At 44.3% G+C, this 20,321-nt stretch carries 12 protein-coding genes, 2 tRNA genes and 2 rRNA genes (1 of these 16 running past the window's edge); 1 reads left to right on the top strand and 15 read right to left on the bottom strand.

Translation table 11 applies throughout. From position 1 onward, the window contains the following. From EL210_RS13365 to EL210_RS13325, 6 genes are all read right to left on the bottom strand, one after another. Positions 1-1,523: ribosomal RNA gene (locus EL210_RS13365) — 23S ribosomal RNA — on the bottom strand; it reaches 1,381 nt to the left of the window's first position. Positions 1,524-1,752: 229 nt separating this feature from the next. Beyond that, a tRNA-Ala gene (locus EL210_RS13360) sits at positions 1,753-1,826 on the bottom strand. Positions 1,827-1,976: 150 nt separating this feature from the next. Beyond that, positions 1,977-2,050: transfer RNA gene (locus EL210_RS13355), tRNA-Ile, on the bottom strand. A gap of 271 nt (positions 2,051-2,321) precedes the next feature. Beyond that, positions 2,322-3,853, bottom strand: a 16S ribosomal RNA gene (locus tag EL210_RS13350). Together the 16S and 23S rRNA genes with 2 tRNA genes alongside form the textbook arrangement of a ribosomal RNA operon. 1,156 nt (positions 3,854-5,009) lie before the next feature. Next, on the bottom strand, positions 5,010-5,342 hold the full coding sequence (locus EL210_RS13330) for a hypothetical protein (protein ID WP_018920998.1): 333 nt from the start codon (positions 5,340-5,342) through the stop codon (positions 5,010-5,012). 21 nt (positions 5,343-5,363) lie between these two features. Next, positions 5,364-5,888, bottom strand: a complete 525-nt coding sequence (locus tag EL210_RS13325; protein WP_004377805.1) for a hypothetical protein — start codon at positions 5,886-5,888, stop codon at positions 5,364-5,366. A gap of 249 nt (positions 5,889-6,137) precedes the next feature. Here EL210_RS13325 and EL210_RS13320 point away from each other — a divergent pair, with 249 nt between their 5' ends. Further along, positions 6,138-8,213: an LTA synthase family protein gene (locus EL210_RS13320; protein ID WP_018920999.1), complete on the top strand. Its 2,076-nt coding sequence runs from the start codon at positions 6,138-6,140 to the stop codon at positions 8,211-8,213. A 310-nt stretch (positions 8,214-8,523) separates the two neighbouring features. Here the strand turns inward: EL210_RS13320 and EL210_RS13315 are convergent, their stop codons facing one another. The 9 genes from EL210_RS13315 to EL210_RS13275 all read right to left on the bottom strand — a co-directional run bounded on the left by EL210_RS13315 (position 8,524) and on the right by EL210_RS13275 (position 19,961). Beyond that, positions 8,524-8,904, bottom strand: a complete 381-nt coding sequence (locus EL210_RS13315) for a hypothetical protein (protein WP_018921000.1) — start codon at positions 8,902-8,904, stop codon at positions 8,524-8,526. Between the two features lie 382 nt (positions 8,905-9,286). Continuing rightward, the gene (locus EL210_RS13310) at positions 9,287-10,807 is read right to left on the bottom strand and encodes a DUF6850 family outer membrane beta-barrel protein (RefSeq protein WP_025879758.1); all 1,521 of its coding nucleotides are present in this window, start codon (positions 10,805-10,807) and stop codon (positions 9,287-9,289) included. A 171-nt stretch (positions 10,808-10,978) separates the two neighbouring features. Next, positions 10,979-12,337 carry a DUF4876 domain-containing protein gene (locus EL210_RS13305; RefSeq protein ID WP_018921002.1) on the bottom strand — a complete coding sequence of 453 codons (1,359 nt, stop codon included), beginning with the start codon at positions 12,335-12,337 and terminating at the stop codon, positions 10,979-10,981. A gap of 52 nt (positions 12,338-12,389) precedes the next feature. Further along, positions 12,390-15,125 carry a TonB-dependent receptor gene (locus EL210_RS13300; protein WP_018921003.1) on the bottom strand — a complete coding sequence of 912 codons (2,736 nt, stop codon included), beginning with the start codon at positions 15,123-15,125 and terminating at the stop codon, positions 12,390-12,392. An 863-nt stretch (positions 15,126-15,988) separates the two neighbouring features. After that, positions 15,989-17,068, bottom strand: a complete 1,080-nt coding sequence (aroC, locus tag EL210_RS13295) for a chorismate synthase (protein ID WP_018921004.1) — start codon at positions 17,066-17,068, stop codon at positions 15,989-15,991. Positions 17,069-17,083: 15 nt separating this feature from the next. Beyond that, a complete protein-coding gene (locus EL210_RS13290; RefSeq protein ID WP_018921005.1) occupies positions 17,084-17,683 on the bottom strand; it encodes an FKBP-type peptidyl-prolyl cis-trans isomerase in 600 nt (199 codons plus the stop codon). Between the two features lie 81 nt (positions 17,684-17,764). Then, on the bottom strand, positions 17,765-18,670 hold the full coding sequence (locus EL210_RS13285; RefSeq protein ID WP_025879756.1) for a dihydroorotate dehydrogenase: 906 nt from the start codon (positions 18,668-18,670) through the stop codon (positions 17,765-17,767). After that, entirely contained in the window at positions 18,658-19,434 is a 777-nt protein-coding gene (locus EL210_RS13280; RefSeq protein ID WP_018921007.1) for a dihydroorotate dehydrogenase electron transfer subunit, read from the bottom strand. Before EL210_RS13280 ends, EL210_RS13285 begins: the two co-directional genes overlap by 13 nt. Before the next feature lie 59 nt (positions 19,435-19,493). Further along, entirely contained in the window at positions 19,494-19,961 is a 468-nt protein-coding gene (locus EL210_RS13275) for a helix-turn-helix domain-containing protein (RefSeq protein WP_018921008.1), read from the bottom strand. Between the last annotated feature and the right edge of the window lie 360 nt (positions 19,962-20,321).

The following is a 20,321-nucleotide window of genomic DNA, read 5'->3' as shown; positions in this document are numbered from 1 at the left end:
CGCCTACGCTCTTCAACGGGGACTTCCGTCGCCCCGCGGCAGTGTCACTGCTCCGTCTCCACGTCGCTCCTGAAGGTAGTAACGGAATGTTGACCGTTTCTGCCATCGCCTTCGCCATTCGGCTGAGACTTAGGACCCGACTTACCCCGGGATGATTGGCATTGCCCGGGAAACCTTAGACTTACGGCGGAGGGGAATCTTACCCCTCTTGTCGTTACTTATACCTACATTTGCTTTACCATGCGCTCCAGGATCAGTCATCTCACCATTCTGCGCACATGGTATGCTCCCCTACCGATACTTTCAATATACATTGCTATCCCGCGCCTTCGGCATCTGACTTATACCCGATTATTATCCATGCCCGGACCCTCGACTAGTGAGCTGTTACGCACTCTTTGAATGAATGGCTGCTTCCAAGCCAACATCCTAGCTGTCATGGGGACCGGACTTCGTTAGACTAACTCAGACAGAATTTCGGGGCCTTAGACGGCGGTCTGGATTCTTCTCCTCTCGGGGACGGACCTTAGCACCCGCCCCCTTACTGCATGGCTGCAGTCCGTGAGCATTCGGAGTTCGTCAGGTCTCGATAGGCGGTGAAGCCCTCTTGACCTATCGGTCGCTCTACCTCTCACGGAGATCGCCACACGCGGCACCTAAATGCCTTTCGGGGAGTACGAGCTATCTCCAAGTTTGATTGGCCTTTCACTCCTACACTCAACTCATCCGGAAGCTTTTCAACGCTTATCGGTGCGGTCCTCCATTCCGTGTTACCGGAACTTCAACCTGGTCAAGTGTAGATCACTTGGTTTCGCGTCTACCCCCTCTGACTTAAACGCCCTGTTCAGGCTCGCTTTCACTGCGGCTGGGAGCATCATTACTCTTAACCTTGCCAGAGATGGTAACTCGTAGGTTCATTATGCAAAAGGCACGCCGTCACCGGATATACCGGCTCCGACCGCTTGTAGGCGTATGGTTTCAGGAACTGTTTCACTCTTCTTGTCGAAGTGCTTTTCACCTTTCCCTCACGGTACTGGTTCACTATCGGTCTCACAGGAGTATTTAGCCTTACCGGATGGTCCCGGCGGATTCGCGCAGAATTACTCGTGTTCCGCGTTACTCAGGATACCGCTATGCCGAATCTTGGTTCAAATACAGGACTTTCACCCTCTGTGGTTCTTCTTTCCAGAAGATTCTTTTCACTCGATCCATACAATGTCGCGGTCCTACTACCCCGCAGCTGCGTTGCCACAGTCACGGTTTGGGCTCTTCCCCGTTCGCTCGCCACTACTGGGGGAATCATTGTTTATTTTCTTTTCCTGCAGGTACTAAGATGTTTCAGTTCCCTGCGTTAGCTCTCACGCTCAGCGTGAGTGGCCGTCCTTCAGACGGCCGGGTTGTCCCATTCGGAAATCCCCGGATCAGAGATTATTTGCATCTACCCGGGGCTTATCGCAGCTTATCACGTCCTTCGTCGCCTCTGTGAGCCTAGGCATCCGCCATACGCCCTTTCTTACTTTCTTCTTATAAAGGATAAAGCGGGGATACAAAAAGCAACATATATTACTCTTCCTTCCTCCGGCTTCACCTTCTGAAGCTCATACTTTCAGCTGTCAAGTGAAATCTCATCTTGCGATTTGATTTCTAAGACTGAACTTAGTTTACTTTACAGTTTTTGCTTGTGTCAATATGTCAAAGATCGTATGGAACCTTCAGAATGCACGCTTCAGCATGCACTGTGATGTCCATCTGTGGAGAATAACGGATTCGAACCGTTGACCCCCTGCTTGCAAAGCAGGTGCTCTAGCCAGCTGAGCTAATCCCCCAAGGTAGTAATTCATAATGATTAATGCATGATGCATAATTATGATTACCATTTGATTGGAGTGTTCATCATTCAAGGTTCCATTAATAAGCAAAACTCAAATTTTAGTTTGGATTATGCATTATTAATTATGAATTATGAATTAAAGAAGTAGTCCCAGGCAGACTTGAACTGCCGACCTCCACATTATCAGTGTGGCGCTCTGACCAACTGAGCTATAGGACTGTGGTCTGTTCATGATGCACAATGCATAATTATCATTTCCATGCTCATGCTCATGAATCCCGGTTGGCTGCTGTCCAAGACCTGGGCTTGGATAGCCCGGCTTCCTTTTTCTCTATATCAAAAAACAGGTGCGGCAGTACAAGAAGAATGGAAGAATATCTTGCCTATCCATTCTGTTTCCCTTCGTCTTTATCACTTCTCTTTTTCTTTGCTGTCAGCTCGTCAACATGTATACTGTCAACTCGTCTGCCGGCAGGAAATCCGTCTCCAGAAAGGAGGTGTTCCAGCCGCACCTTCCGGTACGGCTACCTTGTTACGACTTAGCCCCAATCACCGGTTTTGCCCTAGGCCGTTCCTTGCGGTCACAGACTTCAGGCACCCCCGGCTTTCATGGCTTGACGGGCGGTGTGTACAAGGCCCGGGAACGTATTCACCGCGCCATGGCTGATGCGCGATTACTAGCGAATCCAGCTTCGTGGGGTCGGGTTGCAGACCCCAGTCCGAACTGGGACCGGATTTAAGGATTAGATCGTGTTTGCACAAAATCAACTCTCTGTACCGGCCATTGTAACACGTGTGTAGCCCCGGACGTAAGGGCCGTGCTGATTTGACGTCATCCCCACCTTCCTCACACCTTGCGGTGGCAGTATCTACAGAGTGCCCAGCATCACCTGATGGCAACTGAAGAAAGGGGTTGCGCTCGTTATGGCACTTAAGCCGACACCTCACGGCACGAGCTGACGACAACCATGCAGCACCTTCACAGACGCCCCGAAAGGCCGCTTCATCTCTGAAGCCTTCGTCTGCAATTCAAGCCCGGGTAAGGTTCCTCGCGTATCATCGAATTAAACCACATGTTCCTCCGCTTGTGCGGGCCCCCGTCAATTCCTTTGAGTTTCACCGTTGCCGGCGTACTCCCCAGGTGGGATGCTTAATGCTTTCGCTTGGTCACCAGGCTGAAACAGCCTGACAACGGGCATCCATCGTTTACCGTGCGGACTACCAGGGTATCTAATCCTGTTCGATACCCGCACTTTCGAGCTTCAGCGTCAGTTGTGCTCCCGCAAGCTGCCTTCGCAATCGGAGTTCTTCGTCATATCTAAGCATTTCACCGCTACACGACGAATTCCGCCTGCGTTGCGCACACTCAAGTGAACCAGTTCGCGCTGCAGTGCAGACGTTGAGCACCTGCATTTCACAACACGCTTAATCCACGGCCTACGCTCCCTTTAAACCCAATAAATCCGGATAACGCCCGGACCTTCCGTATTACCGCGGCTGCTGGCACGGAATTAGCCGGTCCTTATTCATGCGGTACCTGCAATGAAGGACACGTCCCTCACTTTATCCCCGCATAAAAGCAGTTTACAACCCATAGGGCCGTCATCCTGCACGCTACTTGGCTGGTTCAGGCTCTCGCCCATTGACCAATATTCCTCACTGCTGCCTCCCGTAGGAGTTTGGACCGTGTCTCAGTTCCAATGTGGGGGACCTTCCTCTCAGAACCCCTACTGATCGTCGCCTTGGTGGGCCGTTACCCCGCCAACAAGCTAATCAGACGCATCCCCATCCCTGACCGATGAAATCTTTAATCGTCGTTGGATGCCCGCAGACGATGCCATGAGGTATTAGGCCGACTTTCGACGGGTTATCCCTCAGTCAGAGGCAGGTTGGATACGCGTTACTCACCCGTGCGCCGGTCGACGCCCGGGGAAGCAAGCTTCCCCGTCGTTTCCCCTCGACTTGCATGTGTTAAGCCTGTAGCCAGCGTTCATCCTGAGCCAGGATCAAACTCTCCATTGTAAAATAAGCTTGATAGGTAAAAAGCAAAAAGAAAAGACAGCAGAACTGTCTCGGCTTCAAGCTCATACCATGAATAATCTGTTCAGAACGAATCTCCCTGATTTAATAGTAAAAAAACAAATTGAAAGCAAGAAAGCAACGGACCAGGAAAGCAATCACTCACTGTCCCATTCCCCATCACCTCTTTGCTCGAATTGATCGGTTCGTTTATTCTACCCAAGACACATATCACTACATGCCTTGCTTCTTGTACTACTTCTCTGTTTATGTAAATCCTTTCAAAGAACGCTTCTTCTAAGTGGCAAAAATCTTTTGCAAGACCCCTGCCTTGCTCCTGGAATGCATAATCAATGTTCAAGTGATTTCTTCCTGAAAGCGTTTGCAAAGGTAATACAAAAACACGCCACTTCCAAATGTTTTTAAAGAAAAGTTTGAAAATAACTGAAAATTTTCATAAATCATGACAGAAAGACAGGATTTACGAGATCAGGAAACAGAACATACCGACAAAAGGCTGACCGCAGAGAGGCTAACCGCAAGCTTGAAGGCTGCGGTGCAACTGTAAAGAAAACTACACAGAGAACACTTCGGCGTCGGCGGCTCCCTTTCTTCTGTTTCTTTCCGTCGTTCTTGTTCTTGTTCTTTGTTCTTGTTCTTAGAGAAAGAAAAGCCATTGATTATCAGATAGTTGAAATGTTAATTAATCTAAACTTCAGGGCAATTGAAGAAAAGTGGAGCAGAAGTGGAGGAAAAGTCGGTGGGAAATCGGACGTAATTCAGAGAGATAAGAACATACTCCGAAAGCATACTTTGTAAAGTTTTTTAATTATTTTGTTGCAATTATCACTTCTCTGACAGCCACCAACTGATCTATATATATTTATAATGTACGCGCGAAAGAGCTTCCTTCTATTTCTTCTAAAACTGCAGAAGTTATCAGCATGCTTTCCCATATCTATGAAAACAAGCTGCAACTTCATTCATCTTAGCGCGCAATCTCTGTCATTTCATCATGTCATCTCTATCATCTTACACACTGATATGACAGAGATGACATGATAAAATGCCCTTTATAAAGAGGTATGATTAAATGTAATCACAGAATATGTTTCTCATCTATTGAGCCTGCCTTACCAAGCTTTTCGGTGTTATCAGTCTAAACTTCCTTCAAGTAGGCAGCTAAACCATGACGCTGCCCAAGATATTTATCATCAAAGGCATCAATCGGCTTAATCTCCTCTATGACATAAACTCGGTCATGATATGTGACCGTCTGTCCTACTTTATATTCTGCATTGAAACGTTCCATCTGCTTTCGGTAGCGCTCTGAAACACCGAAAAATATCATACGGGCAGAACCATCTGAGAAGAATTCAAACTTTGGTTTAAACTTACCATAGTTCACATTATACCACACACCCAAAACAACCACCACAATGCCTAAGACGATGACAAGGGTAGCCCAAACATAATAAGTAGTAGTTTCCATTGACAATTTACTTTAATTCATTTACTTTTTCTTGTATTTACCAATATTCCAATTTGCATAACGCTGAAGGTTCTTGTGCAGGACATCAGACTGTGAGAAATAATTCCATGGAATATTCTTGGCCGAGATCCCAAGCAGGGCACAATCAATATAGACACTCTTCTGATAAGCACCATAGTGCACATACACCTGATCGAAGTTTACTTTCTCTTGTCTTCCCAACACCGTAACAAAGCCAATGCCGTCTTCATAGATGCAAATCTCTTCGAATGGCTGTTTTTCTCTCCATTTCATGAGTGTGCCAATTGCCATAAAAACAGCTATAATCCAAAAGCCATTAAGCAAGAAATGAACAGACGTTACGACCCATTCTACACTCTTTACCGAGTCAGCAAAACCAAGCAGCGCCTGCCGAACAGCAGGAATAAGCGTGGCTATGAATATAACCAGAAATACAATCCAACCTTGTATTACACCTTTCCACTTTCCCTTTCCCTCATAATGACTTGCGTCTAACACATGTCTTGAAACAAGATTTTCTTCCATTTCAATGTATTATTTTTAAGAATATAGGCTACAAAAATAATTAATTTTCTCTATATGAACAACATATATACTTTTAATTTTATGATTATTTCTATGCTGCTCGGTAAGTTTATCAGACTTATGACCGTGCACTCTGTAATTTTTGATGTGCATTCTTACATTCAACATTCTTTCTAAAAGAAAAGAAAGATTATCTTAGTTTGATTGTTGCGGGTTTCTAAAATTTTATGTAAGTTTGCAACAAAGCAAATGAATATGAACGATAAAAAATTGATTTACAGAAATCCTATTTACCTCATTGGAACCCGATTTCTAAAGTTATATATCATCATTGGACTCATCCTGCGTATCATTCTTATGCACGCTACTCCCGGAGATGCGTCTTTCTCCTTGGGAGAGATAGTCAGATTATTAAGCATCGGTATTGTTTCCGACTTCTGCATGGCTATCTTACTCGCTCTGCCATTACTGATTATCTATCTTGGACTGAACGAACGAAAGTATCATCGCATCATAGGATGGATGATAGAGATCCTACTGATTGCATCATTCGCCTACGTGCTGTTCTTCCACACTATCTTTCATGAGTATGGAGGTGGTGCACCAACAATTGCCCGGATTTTCTTGGGTTGGAAGCTGTTCAGCTTCTCCATGCGCTTCTTCTTTCCGAAGATAAGGGAGACCTGGCGAAGAGTTTCACTCTATCTTACCTGGGCAGTCTATGTCTTTCTGTTTCTATGTGTCACTGCGGGAGAATACATTTTCTGGGGTGAGTTTGGAGTGAGATACAACTTCATTGCGGTAGATTATTTGGTCTATACCCACGAAGTAATAGGAAACATCATGGAGTCGTATGCCATTATCCCCATGATTGGCATGACACTACTCCTCACCGTTGGCCTCATCTTCCTGCAGTCGCGCCATTACAGATTTAATATCACAAAGCTTTATGGTGTAAAGATGCTCATCATACACCTTTTCTTATACGCTGTTCTTGCAACAAGTGCATACTTCATCTTATGGGAGACACACTCCCTCAAGAGCGATAATCAATACGTTACGCAATTAGAACAGAACGGAGCATGCGATTTCGTCATCGCTTTCCAAAGCAATAAGCTGGCATATGATCAGTTCTATGCCATGCTGCCAAAGCAGGAATGTATAAGTATGTACCGGCAACTGAGCGGACTGAACAAGGATGGCAAGAAGAACATAGGCGACAGTCTTGCAGAAAATCGGCCAAACATTGTTCTCATCACAGTAGAAAGTCTCAGCGCAGATTTCCTCACACGGTATGGAAACAAGCAGAACCTTACACCACGACTTGACAGACTCATGCAGGAGAGTCTTGTCTTCGACAGCCTCTTTGCTGCAGGTAACAGGACGGTCAGAGGGTTGGAAGCCCTGTCTCTTTGTCTGCCACCGAGTGCCGGAGAGAGTATTATTAAGCGAAAGGCCAACAGAATGGGCAACCTGTCTGTTGGGAGTGTATTATCGCGTTTAGGCTACAAATCGCAGTTCATCTATGGTGGAGACAGCTATTTTGACAATATGGGCGACTTCTTCAGTCATAACGGTTATGAGGTAATTGATAGGAAAAATATCCCTGACAACCAAGTGACTTTCGCAAATATATGGGGTGTCTGTGATGAAGATATATTCAGGAAAAGCCTGCAGGTGTTCGATACAAATAACAAGTCGGGACATCCTTTCTTTGCACAGATTATGACTACCAGCAACCATCGCCCCTACACCTACCCCGCTGGGAAAATAACAGTGAATGGTGATCCTAACACGCGGGAAGCCGCTGTTAAATATACGGATTATGCGATTGGTAAGTTCATTGATGATGCAAAAAAGAAAGTATGGTTTAAGAACACTGTCTTCATTGTCATTGCTGACCACTGCGCCTCCAGTGCAGGAAAAACCTCATTGCCTATAGACCGCTATCACATCCCGTGCCTTGTCTATGCACCGGAAATCATACAACAAGGGAAGATTGAGAAAATCTGTTCTCAAATTGACTTGATGCCTACTGTTCTCTCACTGCTCAACCTACGCAGCAGCGTAAGTTTCACAGGACAGGATATTCTTGCTCCGACCTATCATCCTCGGGCATTCATGGCAACCTACCAAGACTTAGGCTATATGGAAGGCAATCGACTGACAGTGCTCTCACCCGTCCGCAACGTTCAGCAATATACCTTGCAACCATTACAAGACGGCACTTATGACGAGCAACCCGCCAGAAAGACAGATGAAAAGCTCGTTCGCAAAGCACAAGCCTATTACCAATATACCAATTTGTATGTAAAAGCAAAATAGGCAAGCCGTAGCGTTATGCTATAAAGAATGGAGAATGTGGGGGCAGTATAGGGGATTACTGGCCCACTCTTTCATGAAATTGAAGATAGCATTTGAAGAAACAACTACAGCATCAAATACAAACCTTCCATAGTGTTCGCACAGGAAAGAAAAAGCCAATGGCTGTTGCAATGCTTGCTTTGCCAATCAACAGCTACATGGAGAACTTCCCCCAAGCGGATTGCTTTAAGAAATATCATAAAACAAAAGAGCTGAACATCTGTTTTACCAGACATCCAGCTCTATCATATTTCTCTCTCTTAAATGCGATTTACTTATTGAGTCCACGATTGTTCATTGTGGTGTTGAGCAACAGAAGATACTTGCTGTACTGGCTGTTGTTCAGAATATAGTGCATATACTTGAGGTTCTTTTCAATAGCCTTGTCAACCATGTTCTTACGCTCATCCTTAGGAGCATTAGCTGCATTCATCATTTCAATGCAGAATGTCTTATGAACATCTTCTACGCTCTCAAGCTGATCCATTGACAGACCAAGTGCCTCTGCAAGCTTGCTGTAATTGACTGTCATATTGTAAGCTGCAACTGTATTTGTTGCCACTGTATTCTCACCTTCAGCAAAAGCCATTGTCATACTCATAACTGCAACGAGTGTCAAAAACATCTTTTTCATAATCTTTTTACCTTTCATCTTTTGTGAACCCCTATTTCATTTCTGGGTTCTGTTATACCTAATTTATATTATCCTAATATCTTATTCTTTCTTTAAGACATTGCAAAGATACGCTGAAAAGATTGAAGCAACAAGAATTTATAACTTTGTTTGCGCAAACAACTGTTTTTATTGACATATATCAACGAAACAAGTTATAGATTAAAAGCAAACGAGAGAAATAATGGATAAAAACACTTTCCACAGCTCTTTGAAGTGAAAAGAAAGAAGATGGCTTACCACAACAAGTTCCACCTTACTATAAGAGAAGTAGTCTGAAAGTGCAGATAGCTTCACAAATAAAGGACCAATGCATAAAGATTGAATACCCCAATCTACATGAAGGCCTACATTCAAACCATTAAAAAGCCAATCCTATTGCAGCCTCAAAGTATTGGCGCGTACCGTGAATGGTAGGTTGTGCCTTGAGTGCATAGGACAGCTGATAGGCCATGGAAAGCGTCAAACAATAGTGGGAAAAGCGTTTCACGGCACCAATATCAATGCGAGTGCAAGCCGTTGATGTGGCATAGAAACGTTGCAAGGGACGTGCCAGCTGGGTTGAAAACACATTTTCCTGTGTTGAAGGATAGTTCAACGAAGCCGAAGGTAAGGTGAAAGCCTGACTTGCACCATAGAAAAAGGCGAAAGCACGAGGCAAAGGACGCTGTGAACGATAGGCTGCAACCATATGAAAAGCATCTCGAAGAAAAACATGCTGCGTAGCACCGTCTTGTCGTTTTTCATGCTCTGCACCGAAATTTAAACTATAAAGATCGAGTCGTTCTGAGGAAAAGCGATGATAGAGCAATGCATTCATCCCGATGTTGCGATGAGAATAAACATAATTTTTCTGCCCACCAAGAATATTATCCAACCTATCCCAGCCTTTAGTAAAGTCAGCATAAGCTGTAGCCTGCAGGTGAAGAACACGTGAGAAAGGATGAGTTATGCCCAAGAGAACATTCGTTTGACGGAGATTATAGGTGGAAAGAAGATTAGCCGACACGTTAGTAACTCTGCTTCGGCGTATGCTGTCGCGTTGTGACAGATATGTTGCGCGTACCCAGAGCATAGTACTGTCTACATGAAGATAGGCTTGCAGAGCCAGTTCATGTCCGTAAGTATTGGTTTGCATCTCACGATTTTGCAGCTTACCTGTTTTCCGATGCATGCCAAATCCCATCAGTTCATAGGCCATGAAGTCAAGACGGTCAATGCGATCATTGCTCTCATTGACGTAGATAAGGTTGTTATCGCTCGTGCCATAGACCATTCCCGCTCCCACAGCAATATGTACAGGAGCAAGATTTAGGTCGACATTAAGGTGATAACGCGAATTAAAACTTTCGGCAGAAGGGCGCGGATCGTTGCTGCGTGCCCCCTTGTGATACCTTATCTGCAAGCCAGCACCAATAGCAAACAGGCGTGAAAGCTTATAACCGGCTACTCCTTTCAGCAGATAGGTCTCATTCTGCCAATTGCCTTTACGTGGAGATGCAAAATAATAGGGCATTCCGTTACGCGGCATTTCACTAAGTAACCACCCTACACTGTCGGCAAATTGTCGGTCGTAAGCAAACTCCCCATAGAGTCGCCAACGTTCAGAAGTATACAATCCCATGGACGAAAGTCTCACGTTCGTATCTTTTTCGGGTGTCTGAATGCGCGCCAAAGCACCTTGCGCTTGCGTGAAAGCCACCGAGGTATAACCATAGTTACAAGCAGGAAGCAAGTAAACACCTAAGGGTGAAGCTATGATCCGGTGGTGCAGTTGCCATTCTTGAGAAGTCGGAACGGCAAAACGCGTGAGCGAATCTTGGGCGTGTGCAATGGAGAAAAGCCCACACAAGAGACAAGAAAAGAGTATACGTACGTGCATATTAATGGGGTTGTTCTTTATAAATCAAGACTGTTTCTGAAAATTCCTGCTACCTAAAAGCTACTAAGCAGCCTTTCAATACAATTTAGTTGATTATAAAAACTGTCTTAAACAATATTTCGCCTGCCCGCATCATAAGCGCAGGCAGGCTGAAATTCATAGCCTCAGACTTTACTTGCTCGGGGCAAAAGCCTTTGGATTAGGGATCATCTCTACAAAGTCGATTGCAGAGTTGTTGAGGTCTTGCAGTATGATGCGACCATTTTCTGTACGGCTCACCTTGCGAGAAACACAGCGGAAGCTATAATCGGGCTTAGAGAATGTGTAGCTTGCATCAAGCGATTTCGGGAAAGCCTTTGGTGAAACATAGCCATCTGCATTAGGATTAATAACCTCAACAGCATCAATAACAGAAGCTATTGGAATTTGAGTATAGACCGTTTTATCAGAATACTTCAAATCTTTATATGGATACTGATATGCCGGTAAGGTAGCTGGTGAAGGATGACGGAAGATGACATACCCCTCTTTACCATTGCGTGACATTCTCATATAGCGGTTATTTCCTTTCTGTATCAGCACCATATTGGCAGCATTCTTGTTATCCAACTGCTCGTATCCAGGGTACACCACATCAAACTCTGCCTTGCTCAAGTCGAGTGTAGAGTCGGGCCATTCGGGAGTAACTTTATCACCTTTCTGCGTTGTGAAAGTCTGCTTATAGTTCTGGGCAAAAGGAGCAATGATGAAACTTTCACCTGGTTTAACGGGATGTTCCTTACCCGAACCGGGCACCATGATGACAACATTGCCATAAACATACTTGTCATTGGCTCCTGCTGGGTCAGCCATACCTTCTGATTTGCTCCAATCGTAGGTACCTTTAGAAGTAAAATAGAACTTCGTAGGCCTTGCATACTTATGCCAAGTACCATCTGCCATATAGCCATATCGGTTCATCGTTGTGAGGGCAAAGCACAAACCATCAGCATAAAGCGTCTTTGCAGAGTTGTTATAAATCTCTACAAAGCAATCATTTTCGCCTGCAGCTTTCTTATTGTCTGACCCTGCATAGTAAATCGTTTTAATGACAAAATCATTCGTAGTAGAGGTTGTCAACTCCAAGTTTATTTCCTTTTCTTTATTTGGTTGAAGCTGTATGCCCGTTGCAGCTGCTGAGAAAAGCACATCTTCGGGAGTCTTCTCACCTGTTATTTCGGTATACTCTTTAGCAGGAATGGTATAGGTTGCCGTTATGTCATACATGTCTACAGGCAGATTAGGCAGCACCATGTCGGTATTGAGTGTGGTCTCATAGGTAGTTTCCTTACCTGTACTGGTGTTTTTCAACGTGATAACCACTTTCTTGGTCTTAGCCTTTTCGAAAGTCTTGTTAATCTTAACATTCAATTTCACCGAAGCACTTGATACTTCTGGAGTGTCATTTTCACCGCAAGCAGTGAAGAAAACGGTCATGATCAGCGCCATGAACAGGGCAATGTTGCTGCCCCAATGTTTTGTTGTTTTCATTTTATTATAGAATTGTTATTGTTTATATCGCTTACGAAGAGCGTGTAGTCATTCAGAACTTATAGCTGACATCCATGCTCACTGTCGGCGGTTGATTAAAGTATATGCGGTCACCCTGACGTTCTATCCAAGGACGATAGTTGAACACATTATTGATATAGCACGAAAGGCGCAGTTTTTTTCCAATCTCCTTAGACACCCGAAGATGACAGTTGGGAATGATGATAGGCTGCGAGATATTTACAGGTTCACTGTCTTTCAGTCGGATATAAGTCCAGCGAATGTCTTTACGCTGCTCTTCATCAAGATATACACGATGAAAATTCTGATCGATATAGCCGATAGGATAGATATCAAAGCCATGACGATTAAAGTGTCGGAACCAGAAGTTTTGCAAGCGCAGATTGAATATCAAGCCAAGAGTAGGGATCTGCTTGGTAAGACTAAGGGTTGAGATGAGTTCGTTAGAACTGTTCTTCGTTGGCTTATAGATACCGGCAACCGCCTCTTTATCAAGGTCGATGCTTGTGCCCATGCGTTCCCCTTTCTGATAGTAAAAGCTGTAATTATAAACCATAGAGAAGTTAACATCCAATCCTATAGGTTTGATATTGCGCAGACCTCCAATCCATTCCAAGCCTGCATTACGGCTGTAAAGCTGGTTGCGAGGCGTATAGTAATAGTCGATAATCAGCTCGGGAGCGCCCTTTGGTGCATAAATGGGGCACTGATTGGGCTGCTGAGATACGGTTTCATAGCGCTGAACCCACATAGTATCGAGCACAGCCTCTGAACTTATGCCTCTCTGATCAATCTTCAGATAGCCTGTCAGCGATGTATTGAAGTTGGACTTGGCGTATGTTGTACCCAATTCGAAGCTGTGAGTATAAGGAGAACGCAGGTTGGGATTGGTGGGATCAACGACCTTTGTCTTGTATAAAAACAGTCGTTCTTTGGCATTATTGCTGTAATTGCTGTACACAAGACGGTCGAAATACACGTTTTCGGGATAGAGATAAGCTGTGGCGGGTATCTTATAACTGATACCATAGGCTGCATTGAAGCTCAACCCATTGTCAAAGGCCCACATCGTATTGATGCGCGGACTGGCTGCAAAGCGTCGGTTCTGGAATTCAAGTCGCACACCTGCCGTTGTACTAAGCGTTCCATGGGCTGTAGACAACATGAATTTATCCTGCACATAGAGTCCTGATTGATTTAGTTGGATGCGGTTGCGATACTTATAAGAACGGTCACCGCGGCCACCTTGCCCACCATCATAGAACGGTGTTTCAGCATTGAAAATCTTTCCCCGACCATGATTGGACTCATGACGAGCGAAGAAACCCAGACTAAGCGTATGTGTGGATTGTCCCCATTTCAGCGTCCTACGCGCTTCGATATTACCCGAGAGCGCCAAAGGTTTGCCATCAATCTCCAAAAGCGCATTATAATAAGGTGGTGCAACATCAGTTTCGTGCAGCCCGTTAGTATAGGCATCGGTGATGAGATTAAGCCTGTTGTTAGCGATAAACTCTTCGTGCATGTCGTATTGATGCGACAGAGAGAGCGAGAAATTATAGTCTATACCATCGATGAAAGCATTTTCCTGGGGTGAAAGTGCACCGCGGAAAGCCAAGCGAAGGTTCTGCCTGTCGGTTCGTGTTCTATTGAGTGTTGCATCGGGATCACTTTTCAGTCCGTCGATATTCTTGGAGAAATCAGCAGAGATTGTGTTCTTCCAACCCAAGGCCCTACTAAGTGTATGCGTCCACGTGGCATTGAAAGCAATGTTGGCATTGGTCTTCAATCGGTCGCGTCGGTCGCGTGTACTGTGCATATAGTCTACGTTGAGATTAAGCAATCCCCAACGTTCACCGAGAGAGAAACCCTTTCCCAACGATGCATTGAAAATGTCATACTGCACCTTTACACTGCCATAGAAAGGAGTAAGTCCGGCACGACGATTGATGATGACAGCCCCACTGCTCAGGTCGCCATATTTTACCGGAGCCACACCCGATATGACTTCAACACTCTCTATAGATGATGCGGGAATTAAACGCAGGTCATTTCCACTGCCCACATTCTCATTATTATCGGTATTGAAACGGCGATTAAACATCTTCACCCCACCCCACTTACCATAACTGTCAAGCTGCATGTTGGTGTTGTTGGAGATAGGAGTGCCGTCCACCACATAGGCAATACCGAAAGCAGCATTACGCACATAGTCGTTAAGCTTGTTACGCGAATAAGCATCGAGCGGGTTCTGCAGGTCTCCCTGCAATGCCGAGCGCAGAGTCAGAAAGCTGGCATTGTGCATGTCGGTATTGAGAATAGCCTTTCCCGGAAGTGACTGAACGATGTCGGCCATGCTGTAAGCTTGGATGTTGTCAATCGTGTTTCGCTGTATCAGCATTGAAGAGTTGCTGTGTCTTGGCGTGCGCGTAGCATTCACTTGAACGCCTTTCAGATAGAGGTTGTTGTCGTCTAATGCTATGTTTATCTTCTTATTCTTCGCAACAGCCTCTTGCGTAATGGTCAAACTGCGCGTGGCTTTTCCCAAATACGACACAGTCAGTCGTGTCCCCTTGCCTGTGAAGAGGGTCGACTTGAGACGAAGTTGCCCTTGCGCATCGGCAGTATAGGTGAGACCGGCACTCTCCACGATAACTGAAGCAAAAGGCAAAGCCTGCCCTTCGCGGTCTGTAATCGTCAATGAAACGCTTTCTTCAGTGGTGCTGGCCCGCAAGAATTGAACACAAGGGCACAATACTAAGACCATAAACAAAACAAAAACACGCATCCGCCTACATAGAATTGGTGCGATAACTCTCATGATTCTAAAACCCTTTCAATGCTGCAATGTATAAAATATCAAAATATTTTTTGCAAAATTAAAAAATAACAATACTGCAAACAATACCTACAAATGAGTATTTTAAACGGTTTTCATTTGGTTCTAAGCCCTGTCTACCCCAAGCTGTCATCCTCTATAATCTGCTAATAACTGTAAAAATCATGAACAGTGACAACCATGTCGGCCCACTTGCAATATTGAATGCAGAGGCATATTGCCGGCACCGCCTTCTTATCTTTGCAAAGGTTATCGGCTTGAAACTACCAATTTAAAATACAGCCAAGCAGGAGAAGGAAAATGAGAAAAAAGGTGTTAATTCCTGATTTCAAAATACTCGGTTTCCAATTTGCGTCATTCAACGCGATAACTTGATGCAGATTACACCGCATTTTGACTCAAAACACGTGCTAACTTGATGCAGATGGCGAGGTGATTTGACGCAGATAACAACGCTTTTCTACAGCATATTGCCACACAATTCCATTCAAAACTCATAACTTCTTGATTATTAACGAATTGAATAAAGATAGAAAGCAATGTTTACATGAAATAGGGAAAACTTAGAATTTCATCCTGTGTGCAATATCTTTTCAGTCTCTTTCGGTCTTTCCTCCACAAAAAATGAGGGCAGCCAATTGACTGCCCTCAACCAACACAAAAACTAAACTAGACTTAACTAAGACGATTATCCATTCTCACGAACTTCGTAATCGCCGATACAAAAATAATACCTTTTATGCAAAAAGCAAACAATTCAAGTATAAAATAAGTAAAAAAAATTACTCTTTTTATACTTTTGTGGTCAAATTCAGAAGATAATTGTCTAATATTACCATAGCAGCCATAGCTTCAACAACAGGGACTGCTCTCGGCAATACGCAGGGATCATGACGCCCACGGACATCTATCGTTGCAGAATGACCTTGGATATCAACGGTCTGTTGTGGCATGAGAAGCGTAGCTACGGGCTTGAATGCAACGCGAAAATAAATATCCTCGCCATTGCTGATGCCTCCTTGAATTCCTCCACTGTGATTGGTTACCGTTGAAATCTGGCCATGATGTGACACAAAAGCATCGTTCATGGTGCTGCCACGCTGTCCCACTCCCGCAAAACCCATACCATATTCAAAGCCTTTCACGGCGTTGATACCGAGCATGGCGGCTCCCAACTGGGCATGAAGTTTACTGAACTCCGGTTCTCCGAGTCCTACAGGACAACCTTGAATGACGCAACTGATAACGCCACCAATGGTGTCTCCCTCTGCTTTTACCTGTGCAATGAGTGCTGCCATGCGTGCAGCCATCTCCTGATCCGGGCAGCGAACGATATTATCTTCTGTGGTGTTGAGGTCGTAATGACGGTAATCGTGGTCAAGCGCAATGTCTCCCACTTGCGAAGTATAAGCTCTGACACTGATATTCAGCTTGCGGAGCACAAGCTTGGCCAAGGCTCCTGCCACACAGCGGGCTATGGTGATGCGGGCCGAAGAACGACCACCACCACGATGATCGCGTAGCCCATATTTTGCATAATACGTGAAATCGGCATGCGAAGGGCGGAATAAATCACGCATGTTGTCATAGTCTTTCGAGTGCTGATTAGTGTTGTAGACAGCAAAACCGATTGGTGTTCCAGTGGATTTACCATCAAAGACACCACTGAAAAACTCTACCTTGTCCGGTTCAGCACGGCTTGTAGTAATTTTACTCTGGCCCGGTCGACGACGGTTCAGTTCGTTCTGGATGAACTCCATGTCGATAGCTATGCCGGCAGGCATACCATCAACAACGCCTCCCACAGCCACACCGTGACTTTCACCAAAGGTAGTGAGCGTGAATATATTGCCAAAAGTGTTTCTCATCATGCCTGTTTTTTCATCCTATTCATGGCAACCGCCACCACAGCTGCCACCGCAACAGCCTTCACCGCCGCTTTCACAACCACCTTCGCCACAGCCACCTCCGCAGCCACTGCAACCACCTTCACCGCTGAGCATATTCATAAACTTGGAGATTTCCTCATTTGTCGCCTCGCGGTTTTCAGCAATCTCACCAACGAAATTCAAGGTCTTGCCTGCCAACGGATGATTGAGATCCACCTTCACCTTATCCTCTGAAATGGCAAGTACGTGGCCGTTGAAGCGGTTTCCATCTTCGTTTTGAAGTGGAATGACAGCATCTACAACTATATGTTCATCGTCAAACTTACCATTGACACTGAAGATTGACTTGTCAAGATCAAGCACATGCTCTGGATTATGGTCTCCATAAGCCTGGTCGGGAGTGAGCGTGAAATCAAAATGTTCACCCTTGTTAAGATTAACCAAGGCCTCCTCGAATGCAGGAATAGTGATACCGAAGCCACTCAGGAAATCGAAAGGACGTTTATCAACGGTCTGTTCTATCACTTCTTTCTTGCCTTCTGTCACATCATACAGCGTGTATGAAGCAGCAATATATTTGCTGATTTTATTTTCCATTATACCTATTATTATATATGATTATTCTACAAAGTTAATGCTTTTTATTGGAACGCCACATATTGTACGCCATTATTACGGTCAAATGACACCAATAATATCCCTGACACTGGTGCAGCCATGGGAATCCAGCCAGGTATTCATTCCGTCTTTCACCTTTTTCGTAATCGCAGGATCTACAAAATTAGCTGTTCCTATCTCTATAGCTGTGGCACCACACATCAGAAATTCAATCGCATCCTCTGCACTGCTGATGCCTCCTAAGCCTACCACGGGTATCTTTACTGCATGGGCCACGTCATAAACCATACGCAAAGCTACAGGCTTCACGGCAGGACCACTCAATCCTCCCGTACGAATGCTCAACAGCGGTTGTCGCTTTTCAATATCCACAGCCATACCCATTAAGGTATTGATTAACGAGACGGCATCAGCTCCTTCTGCCTCACAAGCGCGGGCAATTGCAGCAATATCCGTCACATTCGGAGAGAGCTTCACAATCAATGTCTTGTGATATACGGCTCTGACAGCCTTGACAATGCTTGCTGCCCCCTCACAGGTCACACCGAAAGCCATGCCTCCTTCTTTCACATTCGGACAGCTGATATTCAGTTCAATGGCAGGAATACGATTGAGTTCATCTATCCGTTGAGCACATGCAGCATACGACTCAGCACTGTTTCCACTCACATTGACAATCATGTTCGTGTCAATATCCTTAATCTGTGGATAGATCTTTGAACAAAAATAATCGACACCTTTATTCTGCAATCCAACACAATTGAGCATCCCACTGGCTGTTTCGGCCATACGAGGATAATCATTCCCTTCGCGCGGAAGTAATGTCGTACCCTTTACGATGATACCTCCAAGTTCATCAAGTGGTACAAGATCTGCAAACTCAAGACCGTACCCAAAGGTCCCTGAAGCAGTCATTACAGGGTTCTTGAAATTTAAGTTATTTATTTTTACATTTAGATCTGCCATAATAACTTCTTAATATTTAACACCGGTCCCTCTTTACAGACGCATAAATTACCCTCTGTTGTCTTCTCAACACAACATAGACAAGCACCCAATCCGCACGCCATTTTATTTTCTAAAGACACCTCACATTCGATGCCTCTTGCATGTGCATAACGCGCTACACTGATCATCATTGGCTTAGGCCCACAGGTAGCTATACGCGAAAACTTTTCTTTTTTGAGAACTGAATGGTCTGTTACAAAACCTTTCTCGCCCAAACTGTCATCTTCTGTCGTCACATAGACATGCCCAAGTTGCTGAAACAGGTCAAGCTCTAACAGGTCATCTTTAGTGCGGGCACCCAACAGGAAAGAGGGTTCTCCACCTCTTTCTTTAATTTCATGTCCTAAATGAAGCAGTGGAGCTACCCCCACACCGCCACCAACCAACAGCATGTTTTCACTCGGATCCGTAGGGAGTGTGAAACCGTTTCCCAAAGGATAAAGACAATTCAGCGTATCTCCGACATGGAGTTTTCCTAACTGTCGCGTTCCATCACCAATCATGGCAATGAGAAGCCACAGTTCATTTTGCTGATAATCTACTAAGTTTATTGAAATTGGACGCCGAAGATAGGTTGACGGAGAATAATCAACTCGGACTTCGACAAATTGTCCTGGCGTTATTGTCGGTAGAGGACTATCAGACGTAAGCTTCAAAAGCACGTGCTTAGAACTAAGTGCCTCTACTGACTTAACCGTCAGATCATGAATGAATTTCTTCATCTTTGCTTTTGCATTTAGATTTATGCAAAGATAAGAAAAAAAACTAAATCGACAAACACTTAACCTTTTTGAGGAACAAAAGTCTCCCAAGTCTTATCATCATAAAAGACTCTTATTTCTACAATTTTACGCTGATGATTGTCAATTATTTTCGTAGTTATTTTCTTAGTGTTATTGAGTGTTGCTCCAACACCGTGCACAACATCTTGATCAAAAAGTGTTGGAGTGGAGGAGTTAGAAGCTCCTGGAAAATCGACCAAGCCTTCCTGAGGCACAGAAGTGTTATCAGTTGTCCCGGAATCAGATGCAGATTTATCTCCCATATACATGGATCCTGAACCAAACAAAAGCCAGTCGGTAGACAAAGATGGTATCTTCGCCTTAATAGCTTCAGCGATAGCCAAGGTCGGTTTGGTTCTCCCATTGAAGATACTGCTGAGTGAAGCAGGGGAGATTTGTATGAACTGAGCAAAGGTTTGCTGAGTCATGTGTTGACTCTCCATAATCATTTTAATTCTATCTTTCATAAGCTTATAACATGCAAAAAAGGGAACTTTACCCTAATTTTCATTGATTTTACAAAAGTAAAACAAAAAAATGAGATACGCAACAATTGTATATTAAATTTAGAATCAAAGAATTTATGTTTTAATTTGTAAAGTTTACAATTCTACATATACACATGTGACGGAACAGCTATATAAAATACAAAACTAAATTTACAAGTCAAAATACTATATAATGCTTTATATAGCAAAGTATAGTAAAGTTATTGGTTTATAGATAGATATTTATTGGTATTAAACAAGATCTATATGGATATGCAATATAGAAATAAGAATCGAGGCGTTTATATTGATATTTGATTTGAAAAAACTGTATAAATC

The sequence above is a fragment of the Segatella oris genome (assembly GCF_900637655.1).
Classification (GTDB): Bacteria; Bacteroidota; Bacteroidia; order Bacteroidales; family Bacteroidaceae; genus Prevotella; species Prevotella oris.
Note: the sequence above shows the minus strand (reverse complement) of the source record. Positions and strands in the feature narration are given on the sequence as shown.